The organism is Galbibacter sp., assembly GCF_048266365.1.
GTDB lineage: Bacteria > Bacteroidota > Bacteroidia > Flavobacteriales > Flavobacteriaceae > Galbibacter.
Genome location: NZ_JBLWZP010000002.1, coordinates 300455 through 316567 on the forward strand (window position 1 = coordinate 300455; position 16113 = coordinate 316567).

Annotated in this window: 11 protein-coding genes; 5 read left to right on the forward strand and 6 right to left on the reverse strand. The window is 39.0% G+C overall.

The features are described 5' to 3' along the window. Positions 1–14: 14 nt before the first annotated feature. From ACN0TV_RS04315 to ACN0TV_RS04330, 4 genes are read right to left on the reverse strand one after another with little or no spacing between them, the layout of a single operon-like run. On the reverse strand, positions 15–461 hold the full coding sequence (locus tag ACN0TV_RS04315) for an HAD family acid phosphatase (protein WP_417360474.1): 447 nt from the start codon (positions 459–461) through the stop codon (positions 15–17). A gap of 29 nt (positions 462–490) precedes the next feature. Continuing rightward, entirely contained in the window at positions 491–1816 is a 1326-nt protein-coding gene (locus ACN0TV_RS04320; RefSeq protein ID WP_417360476.1) for a 4Fe-4S dicluster domain-containing protein, read from the reverse strand. A gap of 13 nt (positions 1817–1829) precedes the next feature. Beyond that, entirely contained in the window at positions 1830–2795 is a 966-nt protein-coding gene (locus ACN0TV_RS04325; RefSeq protein WP_417360478.1) for an MlaD family protein, read from the reverse strand. A 55-nt stretch (positions 2796–2850) separates the two neighbouring features. Further along, positions 2851–3975 (reverse strand): N-acetylmuramoyl-L-alanine amidase family protein, encoded by a 1125-nt coding sequence (locus ACN0TV_RS04330; protein WP_417360480.1) that lies wholly within the window; start codon positions 3973–3975, stop codon positions 2851–2853. Between the two features lie 136 nt (positions 3976–4111). Here ACN0TV_RS04330 and ACN0TV_RS04335 point away from each other — a divergent pair, with 136 nt between their 5' ends. Together ACN0TV_RS04335 and ACN0TV_RS04340 are read left to right on the forward strand one after the other, a co-directional pair. After that, the gene (locus ACN0TV_RS04335; protein ID WP_417360482.1) at positions 4112–6814 is read left to right on the forward strand and encodes a putative LPS assembly protein LptD; all 2703 of its coding nucleotides are present in this window, start codon (positions 4112–4114) and stop codon (positions 6812–6814) included. A gap of 76 nt (positions 6815–6890) precedes the next feature. Then, the gene (locus tag ACN0TV_RS04340; RefSeq protein WP_417360484.1) at positions 6891–7271 is read left to right on the forward strand and encodes a Rid family detoxifying hydrolase; all 381 of its coding nucleotides are present in this window, start codon (positions 6891–6893) and stop codon (positions 7269–7271) included. An 83-nt stretch (positions 7272–7354) separates the two neighbouring features. Here the strand turns inward: ACN0TV_RS04340 and ACN0TV_RS04345 are convergent, their stop codons facing one another. Beyond that, positions 7355–8104 (reverse strand): DeoR/GlpR family DNA-binding transcription regulator, encoded by a 750-nt coding sequence (locus ACN0TV_RS04345; protein ID WP_417360486.1) that lies wholly within the window; start codon positions 8102–8104, stop codon positions 7355–7357. A 273-nt stretch (positions 8105–8377) separates the two neighbouring features. Here ACN0TV_RS04345 and ACN0TV_RS04350 point away from each other — a divergent pair, with 273 nt between their 5' ends. The 3 genes from ACN0TV_RS04350 (at position 8378) to ACN0TV_RS04360 (ending at position 14986) form a co-directional block, all read left to right on the forward strand. Further along, positions 8378–11605 carry a SusC/RagA family TonB-linked outer membrane protein gene (locus ACN0TV_RS04350; RefSeq protein ID WP_417360488.1) on the forward strand — a complete coding sequence of 1076 codons (3228 nt, stop codon included), beginning with the start codon at positions 8378–8380 and terminating at the stop codon, positions 11603–11605. A 10-nt stretch (positions 11606–11615) separates the two neighbouring features. Next, positions 11616–13328, forward strand: coding sequence for a RagB/SusD family nutrient uptake outer membrane protein (locus ACN0TV_RS04355; protein WP_417360490.1), 1713 nt, complete (start codon positions 11616–11618; stop codon positions 13326–13328). A 101-nt stretch (positions 13329–13429) separates the two neighbouring features. Continuing rightward, the gene (locus ACN0TV_RS04360; protein ID WP_417360492.1) at positions 13430–14986 is read left to right on the forward strand and encodes a glycoside hydrolase family 10 protein; all 1557 of its coding nucleotides are present in this window, start codon (positions 13430–13432) and stop codon (positions 14984–14986) included. Between the two features lie 202 nt (positions 14987–15188). On the opposite strand, the gene ACN0TV_RS04365 is transcribed toward ACN0TV_RS04360, so the two are convergent. Beyond that, positions 15189–16049: an N-acetylglucosamine kinase gene (locus tag ACN0TV_RS04365; protein ID WP_417360494.1), complete on the reverse strand. Its 861-nt coding sequence runs from the start codon at positions 16047–16049 to the stop codon at positions 15189–15191. Positions 16050–16113: the final 64 nt, after the last annotated feature.

Genomic DNA, 16113 nt, shown 5'->3' on the forward strand with positions numbered 1-16113 from the left:
TCATATGTATTCGACTAATCGTGCGCTCCGTCGTCGAATACTTGTATGGTCACTTCCTTATCAACAAGATCTGTAAATTTCCCGTTGTAACGCGTAGCCTTAACCAAATGATTATCTATCCAGTGGTAGTTTCCACCACGTGGTTTACCCATGACCATTCCGTGATATTTAAATCCGTGGTCGTTCAACCACTTCTCAGTTACGGCTCTGTGTTCTTCAGTTCTTGAGGTAAAAAAGAAAATGATGTGACCTTGTTCATGCCATCTATTCAAGGTTTTTAAAGCATCAGGGTAAACCTTGGCTGTAGCCATTCGTTCTGGTTCCTCATTTGGGATGTCATCACAAACGGTACCGTCGATATCAATTAAATAATTTTTAATTCCTTTTGGTAAAACTGGACTGATATGTTCTCCATCCTGCAGTTTTTCACTAAGTAATTTTTCCACTTCTTCTTTGTTCATTTTTTCAATTTTTATTTCTGGTTCACTATTTATTCATTCCTCCAATTCAGACGATCCATTTGATTATACGGCCATGGAGCGGCATTATTTTCAATATTGGTCATCATATTATTCAATTCCATTGGTGCCGCAGATTGCTCCATTACTAAATATCTTCGCATATCCACTATAATGGACATTGGACTAATATTAACTGGACAGGCTTCTACACATGCATTGCACGTGGTACACGCCCACAGTTCTTCTCTACTGATGTAATCATCCAACAGCTGTTTTCCATCATCCTTAAAAACACCCTTATTAGTATCAATATTCTTGCCAACCTCCTCTAAACGATCCCGGGTGTCCATCATAATCTTACGGGGAGAGAGTTTCTTTCCGGTTTGATTTGCTGGACATTCACTGGTACAACGCCCACATTCCGTACAGCTATATGCGTTCATAAGTTGAACCCAATGTAGATCACTAACATCAGAGGCTCCAAATTTCACCACTTCCTCCTCCTCATCACCACCAGTTGCGGCATAAGGATCAGCATCAGGATCCATCATCAATTTCACCTCATTTGTCACTGACTCCATGTTGTCCATCTGCCCTTGAGGGTTTAAGTCAGCGTACCACGTATTAGGAAAAGCCAGCAAAATATGAAGGTGTTTTGAATAATACAAATAGTTCAGGAAAATTAATATTCCCACTATATGTAGCCACCATGCACTACGTTCAATTATAATTAAACTAGATTCACCCAGCGGCATTAAAAGAGAGGATAGAAACTGACTAATTGGAAAAGCACCAGCCTCAAAATACTGGGCACTACCTAGCTGCTGTAAACTGTAATCCGCAGCGTTCATGGTTAAAAATAACACCATCAATACCAGCTCGAAGTACAATATAATATTGGCATCGGATTTTGGCCAACCCTTCATTTCTGGATTGAGGAAGCGCCTAAGTTTAATCATATTCCTTCGAATCCAAAATATCACCACTGCTACAATTACCAGAAGGGCTAGAACTTCAAAACTTCCAATTAAAAAATCATAGAACCCGCCTAAAAAACTAAGAACTCTATGCGTACCAAAAAGCCCGTCTATAATAATTTCAACAACTTCAATGTTGATAATCACAAAACCTACGTAAACCAAAATATGCAATATTCCTGCAATTGGGCGAACCACCATTTTTTGTTGCCCTAAGGCAATTCGAATCATGGTTTTCCAACGTTCTGGTTTACGATCAGTCCGATCAATGGATCTACCAAGTCTAATATTTCTAATTAACCGCTTGGTGTTAGAAGCAAAATAACCTATTCCGGCGAAAAGGATCAGAGCAAATACTATTTGAGATACGTAATTCATATGCTACCTTAGTTTATTTCTCCAGTACTGTATCGTTAGCTTGGTCTTGAGGTTCATAGGGTTTTGCTTTTTTTCCAAAAAGTGAAAAGTGTACATAACGTTTTGGATTTAGTCGCATGTCCTCTAAAAGTAATTCTAACTCAAGACTAGCATCTGAGAGGTTTGTATATAACTCATCGTCATTCATTAATTTACCAATAGAACCTTCACCTTGTTCTATTTTACCCATGACCTGATTCAGTTTGAGCATGCTATTTTTCAAACTGTTCAACGCAAGTCCTAGATCAGCATTGACAAGGGTATCACTAAGGTCTGCTAGATTCTCAGATAACTGATCCACATTGGTCAATGTTCGATCTAATTTTCCTTTATTATCAGAGAGCATTGTATTCAAAGTTTGACCAGCCTCATTAAAATTACGAGTGACTCCATCAAGGTTTTCGAGGGTGTTTTTGATATGTTGACGACTCTTTGGATCTAATATCTCGTCCACACCAACCATCACAGAATCTGCATTTTGCAATATTGCATCTAAACTTCTCTGTAGGGGTGCTAACTTTTGATTCACTAATTCGGTTAATCCAGGATCTATAGAACTGCGAAGGGTATCTCCGTCTTTAGAAAGTTCTGCTTGATCATAAAGTGGAACAACCCTAAGGCCTTTTCCTGCTATAATCCCTGTATCGTAGATCTCTGCTGTACTATTTTTTGAAAACTTAAAATCATTATCGATAGTGAAACTAACAAGTAAACGTCCTTTGGTATCTATAAACCGAATGTCCTGAATGGTCCCTACCTTAAGCCCGTTTATACTAACGGAAGTACCAGGGGTAAGCCCATTGACTTTTTCGTATACTGCATAAAATGTTCTACTTGAACTAAATAGATTTGTGGCCTTTAAAAAAGTAAAGCCCAAAATAAAAAGGACGATTCCGCCAACAACAATAATTCCGGTCTTAAGTTCTCTGGTAAGTTTCAAACTTTATTTCTTTAGAGTAAACAACAAAATTAGGAATTATTTTTTTAGAACGGCTTTAATTTGAGTTGGAATTCAGAACAGACTTGACTTTAACTTTTTCCCCGTTTTTAAAGGCTACAATAAAACTACTTTTATAACCTTTAGAAATAGCTTCTTGCTGCATCACTTTCACTTGTTCGTAACTAGAAGTTTCTCCGAAATAATAACGATACACCGATCCTTCCTTCTCACGACTAATAGGATCTAAACCTTTGAAATTATAGGATTTGGTGTCAATAGCCTTGGAACCTGCAGCAATCTGAACTTTAAAACTAACCCCTTGCTCAACCACAGTTGTAGATGCATTTGAATGTTCAGGCTGTCCATGATCCTTTACTTCAAAAGAGAAGTCTACCCCCACGTTTTCTTCAAGATGAGTTTTATACTTTTTCACGGCACTGGCAATGGATTCCGCCATATCCGTCTTCCCTTTTTTAGAATTCAAATAGGATCCTTCCGGCCTATAGGTTAAAAATCCAGTCTCAATAAGCACACTTGGCATAAAGGTTTGGTGAAGCACTATAAACCCAGCTTGCTTAACACCCCTATTAACTCTATTGAGTTTACCTGTAAAATTATCCTGAATGGCCTTAGCCAAAAATATACTTTGATCCAAAAACTCCTCCTGCATCATAGTAAGACCTATAAAGGATTCAGGTGAATTGATATTATATGCTGCATAGTTTACCTCATAATCTTCCTCCAAATAAATCACTGAGTTTTCTTTTTTTGCTACCTCAAAATTACGGTTATTCGCATGCAATCCCAATACAAAAGTTTCAGTACCATGAGCACTGGAATTGTGAGCGTTACAATGCACAGAAACAAATAAATCAGCCTGGGCATCATTAGCTATTTTACCTCTGACATATAGATCCACAAAGCTGTCATCCTCCCTAGTGTAAACCACCTTGACATTTGGTGTTTTCTCTAGGATCTCGCCAACTCTAAGGACAATATCCAAAGCAATTTCCTTTTCTTTGAATCCTCCACCTAGGTTTCCAGGGTCGTGTCCACCGTGACCAGCATCCAAAACTACAGTAAATGGCTTATTCTGATAAATATTCAATTCTGAGGAAAAACTAAATTGAGTAAATAGTAAATTAGCAAAAAGTAAAAGTGAAACTATATATTTGTTCATGGAGCAATAACGATTTATTACTGTTATTTATTTTGTTTAAAATTTTTTGATCTATACCAAAGAGAACAAAAAATATACGTAAGTTTGGCAGGTCAAAAACCGAGCCACAGTCAGTACAAAAATAGTATTAAAAGCTTTGCAAGCAAAGAAACTCAACATACTTTTATCGCTTTTCACCTTAATAATAGGGTGTCATACATATGGACAAGAAAGACCTAAGGTCCAAGCACTTAATATTCCAGCAGAAACTCAAACTTTAGACAGTATTCATGTCTCTGCTGATGAAATACTTTTAAGTCAAGCAGCCGTTGATACAACGCAGCGTGACAGTATCGCACAAGATTCTACTAAACCTGGCTATATACAGGGCATCATCAGCTATAAGGCAAAGGACTATATGAAGATGAGTCGTACTGAAAAAAAGATATACTTGTACAATGAAGCAGAAGTTATCTATCAGGACTACGAGCTAAAGTCTGGTATTATTGTCATTGATTATACCACTAATGAAGTTGACGCCGGCCGAATAAAAGACAGTGCAAATGCCTTGGTACAACCTCCTTATTTTAAACAAGGCAACAACATCGTAGAACCGGATTCCATTCGTTTTAATTTCGACAGTAAAAAGGCGCTGATATTTAATTCGAGAACGGAGCAATCAATGGGTGAAAGCATGAACGTTTTTGCTGAAACCGTAAAAAAAGAAAACGACTCCGTATACTTTTTAAGAGAGGGAAAAATCACCACTGCGGAAGATGTAGATAATCCAGATTATTACATTAGAGTTCGAAAAGGAAAATTTGTTCCTAACAAAAAAATTATTGCAGGCTTTAGCAATATGTACATTGCTGATGTTCCAACACCTATTGCGGTTCCTTTTGCTTATTTCCCGATGTCACAAGATAGACGAAATTCTGGGGTGATTATGCCTACCCCTGGCCAAACTAACCGTCGTGGATATTCCCTTCAAAATGGAGGATATTACTTTGCGATCAGTGATTATTTCGACTTAGCAATGATGGGAGACTATTATACCAATGGCAGTTACGGTGTCAGAGCAGAGTCCAATTATGCAAAGCGCTATAAATTTAGAGGAGGATTGCGAGTGCGTTATGAAAACAATATTGAGAGCCAAAAAGGATTTCCCGACTACTCCAGAGGAACAATTTACAACATCCAATGGAACCATAGTCAGGACGCCAAAGCAAGTCCAAACTCAAGGCTTTCTGCATCAGTAAACTTTGGTAGTAGCCAGTATTATAGGAACTCATTGAATCAATTCAACACCCCTAATTTCCTAAACAACACCCTGCAATCATCGATCTCGTATAACAAAACCTTTCCTGGTTATCCAATGGTGAATTTAAACGCCACCACTTCTATACAACAAAACACTAGAGACCAATCGGTCAACATGACTCTACCTACCTTACAGGCAAGTATGGAGCGTATTTTCCCATTTGCCAAACGTGACGGGGCCAAGAAAGGGATTATTCAAAATATTAATTTTCAGTACAATTTTAGGGCAGAAAACAGGTTGACAACTATTGACACTCTATTGTTCAAAAAAGAAATGTTTGACAATGCTAAGGTCGGTTTCCAGCATTCGATCCCAATTAGCACTAACTTTAAATTGTTTAAACACTTCAGTGTTTCGACAGGTGCAAATTACAATGAAGTGTGGCAACTTAAAACCATTAACAGAAACGACTACGATCCACTGATAGAGAAATCTACTATCGATACACTTAATGGTTTTAGTCGTTATGGAACCTATAATTTTAATGCAAGTTTAGGAACGACGCTGTATGGTACCTTTAATTTTAAAGAAGGCAGTAAAATACAGGCTATACGACATACTGTTCGACCATCGTTAAGCTATGGCTACACCCCTTCGTTTGAACAATATTACGATGAATACATTGATCAAAATGGTGAGGTTCAACAATACTCTCCATTTGAAAATGGTATGTACGGCGTACCTGGGTTACACAACTCCAACAGTATTGGACTTTCACTTAGTAACGTTGTTGAAGCCAAGGTACGAGATAGAGATACCACAGCTACGGAGCCTAAAAAAATCATGTTGCTAAACAACTTAAACTTTAGCACCGCCTATAATATTGTAGCAGACTCCTTGCCTTGGAGTCCCGTTAGGATGAGTGGAGGAACACAATTCTTTCAAAACAAAATGAGCGTAAATTTTGGAGCAACTCTAGATCCATATGCTATCGACAACAATGGCACCCGTATCGATGTATTCAATTATGAAAACGGAGGTAGTCTTTTTAGACTTACTCAGGCCAACGTAAATGTCAGCTACTCCTTAAACAGTAAGTCGTTTAGCGGCAAAGAAAAAGATGACTCTAAAGATGATAACACACAGAGCGGGGGCCGTAATGATGATTTATTCGGGCGTGCACAAGACTTTAGTGACGAACGCACCTTTATGGATGATGAACAGGACAGTGACGAAGAAGAACTCCCGGCCGAAGCTTATGCCGCCAAATTACCATGGGACTTACGACTCGCCTACTCGCTAACCTATTCGAATCGGAATCGGGAGAGTGAGATCACAAATAACTCACTGATGTTCTCGGGTAATATTGACCTTTCACCACAATGGAAAGTTGGTATTTCTTCCGGTTATGATTTTAAACAAAAAGGCTTTACATATACCCAATTACGATTTGCAAGAGACCTCAAAAGTTTTAGATTAAACTTCAACTGGGTTCCTTTTAGTAGCAGGGCATCATGGTTCTTCTTCATCGGAATCAAGTCCTCAATGCTTAGTGATCTTAAGTGGGAAAAACGCAGTGAACCGGATCGACGACTATAGATCTATGCATCTAGAATAGATTACTTTAGGATGTTATCGATCCATTAATAAAGATTGAACCTAAAAACATACAATCATGAAACAGATCATCAACACAGACAAAGCACCTGCTCCACTAGGACCATACAATCAGGCAGTATTAGCAGGAGATACTCTTTATATCTCAGGCCAAATCGCTATTAATCCCACAACTAATGAACTTATCACAACAGGTGTTGAAGATGAAGCAAAATTGGTAATGGAAAACTTAAAAGCTGTACTAACGGCAGCTTCAATGACTTTTGAGAATGTAGTAAAGAGCAGTATCTTTCTAAATGATATGGCGGATTTTGCAAAAATCAACACCATTTACGGTTCCTATTTTAATGAGCAGACGGCACCAGCAAGAGAAACTGTCGCTGTGCAGACCTTGCCAAAACATGTCAATGTAGAAATCTCAATGATCGCAGTACGATAAGCACAGTTGATTGTTAAAATTAAACTATACACTACTGTTATTCACGGAATCCATAACCTGCAGTAGTGTATTATTTTTTAACACTACAGCACATCGATATTTTTATCCCGAAATGGATTAAGTCTTGAATCCTTTGGGTTGAGCTCTGTAAGCAGTATATCTACCCTATCTATATCACATACCTTATAACGTTGAACTGAGTTGAGTTTCTCTGAGATCACCGGACAAACAATCTTTTTTGAAGCCTTGACCATGGCCTTCTTAAGTTGAACAATTTCCCAATCAAACTCAGTCAAACCATGTTGAACATCTATTGAGTTTGTCCCTAAAAAACACATATCCACCCGTATATCTGACAACATATTAATAGCATCACCTCCAATGGCGATCTGAGAACTCTTGGCCATTTTCCCTCCTATAAAGATTAAATCGACATTAGGCTTGGTCATTAATTGATTTGCAACAGGCAAACTAGGTGTGAAACAAGTAATCTGTAATTCTACAGGGATCAGCCTAGCGAATTCCATATTGGTGGTTCCTCCACTTAAAAGAATGACTTGTCCCATTTTAAGCAAGCTAATCCCTTTCTGTGCAATTCTAGTCTTTAATTCAAGTGCATAAATATCAGTTCTCCCAATATGAATGGTATCAAAGCCCAAAGAAATAGCGCCACCGTGAACCTTTTTTAGCATTTTCTCTTTGTGCAACTCTGTAATATCTCTTCGAATTGTATCCACTGACACATTGAGCGTCTCAGCGATATCAGTCAGCAGTACTCTGTTATGAATTCTTACTTCATTTAGAATAAATCTTTTTCGCTCGGCTTTCAGCATAATTGAATTAGAATGTTAGGCGAAGCAAAATACCGTAAAATATTGATAATTCAAGCATACTACTCGAATTTCTTGACTGTATGCACGCGAAAATTCGAAAATAATGTAAAATTATGGCATAAAACTGCATGAATTTGCATTAAATTACATACTTTTAGCTTATTAGTTGGCAAAAAATCTAACAAAAAAGCAATTAATATTTACAAAAACAACCAAGAAACATCCTCTTTGGGTGTTGGTATAGCTATTTAAATCAAACTAAAAACTCTAATCATGAAAAGAAAACTTAAAGCTTCATTTTGGTTTTTATCCCTCTTCTGTTGTCTTGCAGCATGGGGGCAAACCAATGAAATCACGGGTGTTGTCTTTGACCCTCAAGGTGTTCCAGTACCTGGAGTTAACGTACTACTAAAGAACACCACTAAAGGGGTAGTAACAAATTTTGACGGAGAATTCTCCATAGAAGTCCCTATCAACGCTGAAAACATATTGGTGTTCTCTTCCATTGGGTTTACAAGTAAAGAGTTTCCATTACAAAATCAGACAATAATCAGCATAACACTGCAAACTGACATTACCGGTTTGGAAGAAGTTGTTGTTGTTGGATATGGGAGTCAGAAAAAAAGAAATGTGACTGGTGCCATCGCTACCATAGATGCAGCAGTGTTAGAATCCCGTCCTATTACTGATATAGGGCGTGGTCTTCAAGGTGCCTCTCCGGGTTTAACCGTACTCTCCTCTACTGGTCAAATTGGACAGGATCCAATCATTAAGTTAAGAGGATCAGCAGGTACATTGGGAACTCCTGGTGGAGCGCAACCCTTAATATTAGTAGATAACGTTGAAATTCAAAGTCTTCAATTCATCAACCCGGAAGACGTTAAAGATATCTCCGTTTTAAAAGATGCTGCCTCTACTTCCATCTATGGTTCCAGAGGTGCATGGGGTGTAATTTTGATCACCACCAAGGATGGAAAACGACAACAAGCACCATCAATACGGTATTCCAACAACTTTTCGTGGGCCACTCCTACTGAAACACCTAAGGTTGCACCGGCGGCAGAGGGCGCCGAGATGGCATTTAAAGCGGTAAACAGAAGAATCCCTTCCTTGGATGCATTTGGTACGGTAGGGATGTATGTAGATCAAATCGCTATTCAGAAAATGAGAGAATGGGAAGAACAATATGGCGGTCAGGATCTAGGCTTGGAAATGGTTGAAGGAAGAGATTACGAGATCCGTGATGGACGGTTGTTTTTTTACAGATCGTGGGATCCTCGAAAGTTATTTATCAAAAAATGGGCTCTTCAACAAAAACACGATATTTCTGTATCCGGAGGTAGTGAAAAAACGAACTACTATTTAGGCCTGGGATATCTTAATCAAGGAGGTGTATACAAAACAAATCCCGATGAGTACGAACGTTATAATGTCAACTTAAGTATAAACACTTCAGTCACTGACTGGCTTGAGATTAGGGCAAAGATCCTAAATACGAATTCCACTACCACAGAACCATTTAAATTTGGTACCGCCACTTATGACGCTTGGTATTACACCACGCGTTGGCAAGCGTATTATCCATATGGGACTGTGGATGGAAAACCCTTTAGAAGTCATATTTCGGAAGTTGAACAAGCAAATATGAATGAGATTGATAATTCGTTGTCTCGAATGAACCTAGGAGTTACACTTACTCCTTCGGATAATTTTACGTTAAACTTTGATTATACCCACGATCGCATTGAAGATCATGAAAAACAAGTCGGAGGCACTTTATGGGCGTATAACTTTTGGTCACAAGGAGCTGATTTTTCTTATGTTCCTTATAGTAGTTCGTCATATGATCGCGTACAATATAATTCATCATGGAGTCGAAGAAATACAGCCAAAATCTATGGAGTCTACACCAAAAGTTTTGACGATATACACAAGTTCGACATTACTGCCGGTAGTGATATGGAAAAATACGAATACTGGTTTCACTCTTCACAATATCGTGATCTTTTAAACCCGGATCAAGGAGAATTAGCATTAGGTACTGGAGATCAATTCGTAAGTGGAGATCGAAACAAGTGGTCGACCCTTGGATTTTTTGCCAGAGTGAATTATTCGTTTAAAGACAAAATTCTCTTAGAAGTCAATGCCCGATATGACGGTTCTTCTCGTTTATCGCCTGACCAAGAATGGGGATACTTCCCTTCTGTTTCTTTAGGATACATTCTAACGGAAGAGGAATTTATGGGTGCCTTAAGCCCGACACTATCCTTTTTAAAACTCAGAGGTTCGTATGGATCTGTTGGAAATCAAAACACTTTTTTATCCAATATATATAGAGTGATGTCGGCATACGGTTCCAACTGGATTATTGACGGGCAAGAAAAGGTCACTGTAGGCACTCCAGGTGCATTACCCGCTTCCTTAACCTGGGAAACGGTTACTACACTAGACCTAGGTCTGGATGCTAAATTATTCGATAACAAAATGGGAGTTACTTTTGATTGGTATCGCCGAACCGTAAGCGATATGCATAGTCCGGGGGTTACGCTCCCAAATTCTTTTGGCACATCATCTCCTACTAGAAACTTTGGAGAACTGCAAACCACAGGTTGGGAACTCGCAGTGGATTTTAGACATCAATTTAAAAACGGTCTTAATTTAAGCGTGATGGCCTCTTTGAGTGATTTCACAGAAGAGATCACCAAGTATGAAAACCAAACCAAAGGGATTAACTCTTATTACCAAGGTAAAAATGTAGGAGAGATTTGGGGGTACGAAACAGATCGCTTCTTTACAGCAGATGATTTTAATGCCGATGGTAGTTATGCCCAAGGCGTACCTACCCAAGAATTGTTTGAGACCAATGGTTGGTTTTTCTATGGCCCTGGTGATATCAAATACAAAGATTTAAATGGAGATGGCGTAATTGACTACGGAACAAGAACTGTAGGTGATTCTGGAGATATGAAAGTAATCGGAAATACAACACCGAGATATCAATATGGATTTCAACTCAATGCGGATTGGAAAGGTTTCGACCTTAGTATGTTTTTTCAAGGCGTTGGTAAGAGAGATTTTTGGGCCAACGGACCTGTTTTTATTCCTGGATATCGATATGGCGAAGGCTGGTATGATCATCATTTAAATTATTGGACTCCTGAAAATCCAACGGCATACTACCCAAGACCGAATGATCAAGGTCAATCGAACAATGCGATGAATTTCTTACCCCAGAGTAAGTACCTATTGGATATGTCCTATCTGAGAATGAAAAATATATCCTTTGGATATACTATTCCACAGGCGATTTCATCGAAGTTTCACCTTGATCGTTTTCGAGTGTATTTCAGTGGAGAAAACCTATTTGAATTTACTGGAATCCAAGTTCCAGTGGATCCAGAGGTTGATTATACCACTGCGGGATTAAATGACACCTCAACCTTTGGTCGGGTGTATCCTTTTAGAAGATCATTTTCATTTGGACTTCAATTAACCTTCTAAATCAAAAACAATGAAAACCATAAATAAAATACTTGTAACGCTATTTTGCTTGGCATTAATTACGAGCTGCGAAAAAGATTACCTTGAGGTACCACCACAGGACCAGCTTGTGGATGAAACTTATTGGTCAAATGAGGGAAATGTACGCACCTTTGCCTTTGGTTTCTACAGTGCTTACTTTACAGGATATGGATCTGGGTACACCTGGGGAGACTACTTTTCAGGACAATCACTAAACGATGATTTTGCACCTTCCAATCCCTCGATGTTCACCCAACAAGTCCCTACCAGTGGTGGTGGATGGACATTTTCTTGGGTACGAAAAGCAAATATATTTATCCATAGGATTCAAGAGGTTCCAATGGAACAAGAGGCTATTGATCATTGGACGGGTATCGGACGATTCTTTAGAGCTTTAGAATATCATGATTTGGTGAATCGATTTGGCGATGTCCCCTACTATGATCACGAACTTAGTGAGGTGGAAAACGAAGAATTGTACAGGCCTAGAGAGGATAGAGCCGTAGTGATGGATAAGGTGTTGGCAGATTTTCAATTTGCCGCTGATAATGTAAGGGCTCAAGTGGAAAGCCCTGGTTTGGAAGTTAATCGTGCAGTTGTATTAGCATTTATGTCCAGAGTATTTCTCTTTGAGGGTACTTGGCAAAAATATCACCAGCAAAATAACGCCAAAGCAGCCGAATATCTTCAAGCAGCCAAATGGGCAGCTAATGAGATAATTAGTAGTGGAACATATGAACTAGGTGACTACAGAGAAGTGTTTAACTCATTAAGCTTAGCCAACAATCCTGAGGTTATTTTATATAGAGAATACGAGTCGGGCATCCTAACCCACGCTTTGAATAGTTATAATAATATGGAGGCTCAAACAGGGGCGTCAAAAAATGCCATCGAGACCTATTTGATGAACGATGGATTACCTATAGAGGTTTCTGCCAATTATCAAGGAGATCACGGTATTGAAAACGTTATGGAAAGTCGGGACCCGAGAATATATGAAACCTTTGTCAGAGAAACTTTACGACTCAACGGAATTGAAAACAATTATTCAACCACTGGTTATGCAGTTCATAAATTTTTAAATGAGGAAATAAAGGACGATCCTATCGGGAGTTCAAACCTGAATCCGACAGACGCACCTGTTATTCGGTATGGTGAGGTCCTTATGAACTATGCAGAAGCTGCTGCGGAGCTCGCCACAGTCGGTGGTCCCGCTTTCACGCAAAGTGACCTCGACCAATCGATCAATGTTTTAAGAGACAGACCAGGGATAGGACTTCCACATTTGGAAGTTTCAGGAGATGCTGTAGCTGTAAATGGGACTGTTTACGACGACCCCGATAGGGATGCTGATGTTACACCAATTTTATGGGAAATTCGAAGAGAACGCAGAGTGGAGTTAATGATGGAAGGATTTAGATTGGACGATTTGAGAAGGTGGAAAAAATTGGCTTATACAGATATGACAATGCATCCAGAAATCAATCAAGGTGCCTGGATTGACAAGGCTGATTATCCTGATACCGAACTAGAAAGTATTAGGCTTACTGATGGCACCACTGGTTACATCATTCCAGCCTATGCACAAGAATCTTGGAGGACCTTTGATGATCCTAAGGTATATCTATATCCGATTCCTTTAGATCAAATCAAACTCTACAGTGATCAAGGTGTAGAATTAGCGCAAAACCCTGGATGGTAAGATAAATTAACCAACCAATTTTATGAGAAGTTCCCTGGGCAAAGTCCAGGGAACTTTTTACCTTCACTGAACTTTATACCATAATTCCTAATACACATTCCATGGCAAAGAATCTCATAAAAACAATCTCCCTCCTATTCTATATTTTCCTAATGGTTGGATGTAAATCCAGTTCCTCAACGACCTACTCTAACAAAGCAGACGGGATCGATTTTGCACATGATAGTGACAAGGCATGGGATGCAAAAGCTCCTTATGTCCTGAAAGAATTTCGAGCCGCATGGGTTGCATCTGTGGCCAACATTAGCTGGCCGAGTAAACCCGGTCTTTCAACCCAGCAGCAGAAAGAAGAAGCACTGAAATTATTGGATTATTTATCAAGCCATAATTACAATACAGTCATACTCCAAGTACGTCCACAATGCGATGCCTTATACCAAAGCGAATTAGAGCCTTGGTCTTATTATTTAACAGGAGAACAAGGACTTGCTCCTTCCCCTTGGTATGATCCTTTAAAATTCTGGATAGAAGAGGCACACAATCGAGGACTTGAGTTCCACGCATGGCTCAACCCATACCGTGCTCACCATTCGGCGGCTAAAGAGCTAACAGAAACTTCTATTGTAAGAAAGCACCCAGAATTGGTAGTTGAACTCGCAAATGGAATGTGGTGGATGGATCCAGCCTTGGAAGCAACCAAAAAACATTCTTTGGCGGTTGTAGAAGATTTGGTAAAACGCTATAATTTGGATGGGATTCATTTTGATGATTATTTTTATCCATACGAATCCTATAATGATGGGGAAGATTTTCCCGACCAAAAGAGCTGGGATGCCTATCTAAAGTCAGGCGGCAAAAGGAATCGCGCGGATTGGCGGCGAGACAATGTTAACGACTTTATAAAACGTGTATACAGTTTAATTAAGTCTGAAAAACCATATGTAAAATTGGGCATCAGTCCATTTGGTATCTGGAGGCCTGGATATCCCGAATCAGTTGTAGGCTTCGATCAATATAACAAACTCTACGCGGATGCCAAGCTGTGGATAAATAAAGGATGGGTCGATTATTTTACACCCCAACTATATTGGAAAACAGGTAAAATAGGACAAAGCTTCCCAGAATTATTAGGCTGGTGGCAAAGCCAAAACACAGCGCAAAGACATCTATGGCCGGGAATTCGTGTAGACTACGGTGGGGATGACCTGAACGCCCAGGAAACCATAGGTCAAATTATGATTACTAGAGGGATGGTACCAAAGAGCAAGGGAACAGTACACTGGAGTATTGGACCGCTTATGAAATATGACTCTTTATCCAGTAAAATTCTAGAAGGGCCATATAAGAAGAAAAGTTTAATCCCGGCAAGTCCATGGCTTGACAACACCCCACCTGCCGAGCCAGAACTTCAAGTTCAACAAATAAATGGTTCAGCTAAAATACATTGGAATCCAAAGGTGGCTAATGATGTATACCACTATGTATTGTATTACCAATATCAGAGTCAAAAATGGGACTATAAAATACTTACTAAAAACGATCTTAGTGCAGAAATCCCATTAATTCAACCGCAAACTGATAGGGCGCTTCTACGTATTGGACTAACCGCAGTAGATCGCAGTTGGAATCAGAGTTTATTCCAGCAAAAAGAACTCTAACAAATAAACCTATAATGCAATAACAAGCCACTATGAGAAGTATTCATGGTGGTTTTTTATACTCCAGAATAGCGGTTTATAGTGCCAAACTCAGATCGTTATAAAGCAAAAATTTACCCAAAAAAAAAACCTTTGTGAACTTCAGGAATTCTCAAAGGCTTATAGTTTTATGTACTTTCAAAAAAGTGAATCTTCCGATAACCTACTCCTCAAATAATATGGATTTGTGATAATCTACAAGTCCATCAATTGGACGTCGTAATACTTTTCCAAGATTTAATCCATTGTCCTTGAAGGCTTGTTGTAATTCATCTTGCAAGTAATAAGCGATACTTCCAATAAAGTGAATTGGCACTTCTTTAGCTTGTTCATATTGGGAAATGGCGTTATCGATAAATAACTGCATTCCTTTTCGAATCAATACTTGACTGTACTCTTCGTCTTTATTTTGAATTAAAAAGCGCGCAAATGTGGCCAAATAAGTATTTGGATTTGGTTCTTTATAAAGACTGTTCTTTATACTGTCCTCATCAAGGTCATACTCGTCGCTAAACTTGCTAGCCAGCCTTTCAGGTATTTTATGATAATAATAATCCCTTAGGAGTTGACGGCCAAAGTAGTTCCCACTACAATCATCCATTAATATATATCCTAAAGATGTAACTTTTTGGAAGAGCTCTTTACCATCCCAATAACTACAGTTCGATCCTGTTCCCAAGATACATACAATAGCTTGTTGGTCCGGCTCTACAGTTGCGTATATCGCAGCGTAGGTATCTTCCTTTACTTTAATTCGCGCATTGCTGAAGTAGTCTTTAAAAATATCTCCTAAGAATTTACGCATACGCTCGGTTCCACAACCTGCGCCGTAAAAAAACAATTGGGTAACTTCCTTGCGGTGCTTGTAGAGTTCAAAATTATTGGTCAAACGCTCTCGGATAATCTCCTTGGTCAACACCTCCGGACTCAACCCTAGTGTTTTGGTAACAAAAAGCTTATTCCCTTCATCGTCCAAAGCAATCCAATCGGCTTTAGTCGCCCCACTATCTACGATTAAAATCATACTTGTTCTGAGTTATTAGCTAGCTTAAGTGCTTATTCTAAAAATAATTTAGAAAGTAGTATAT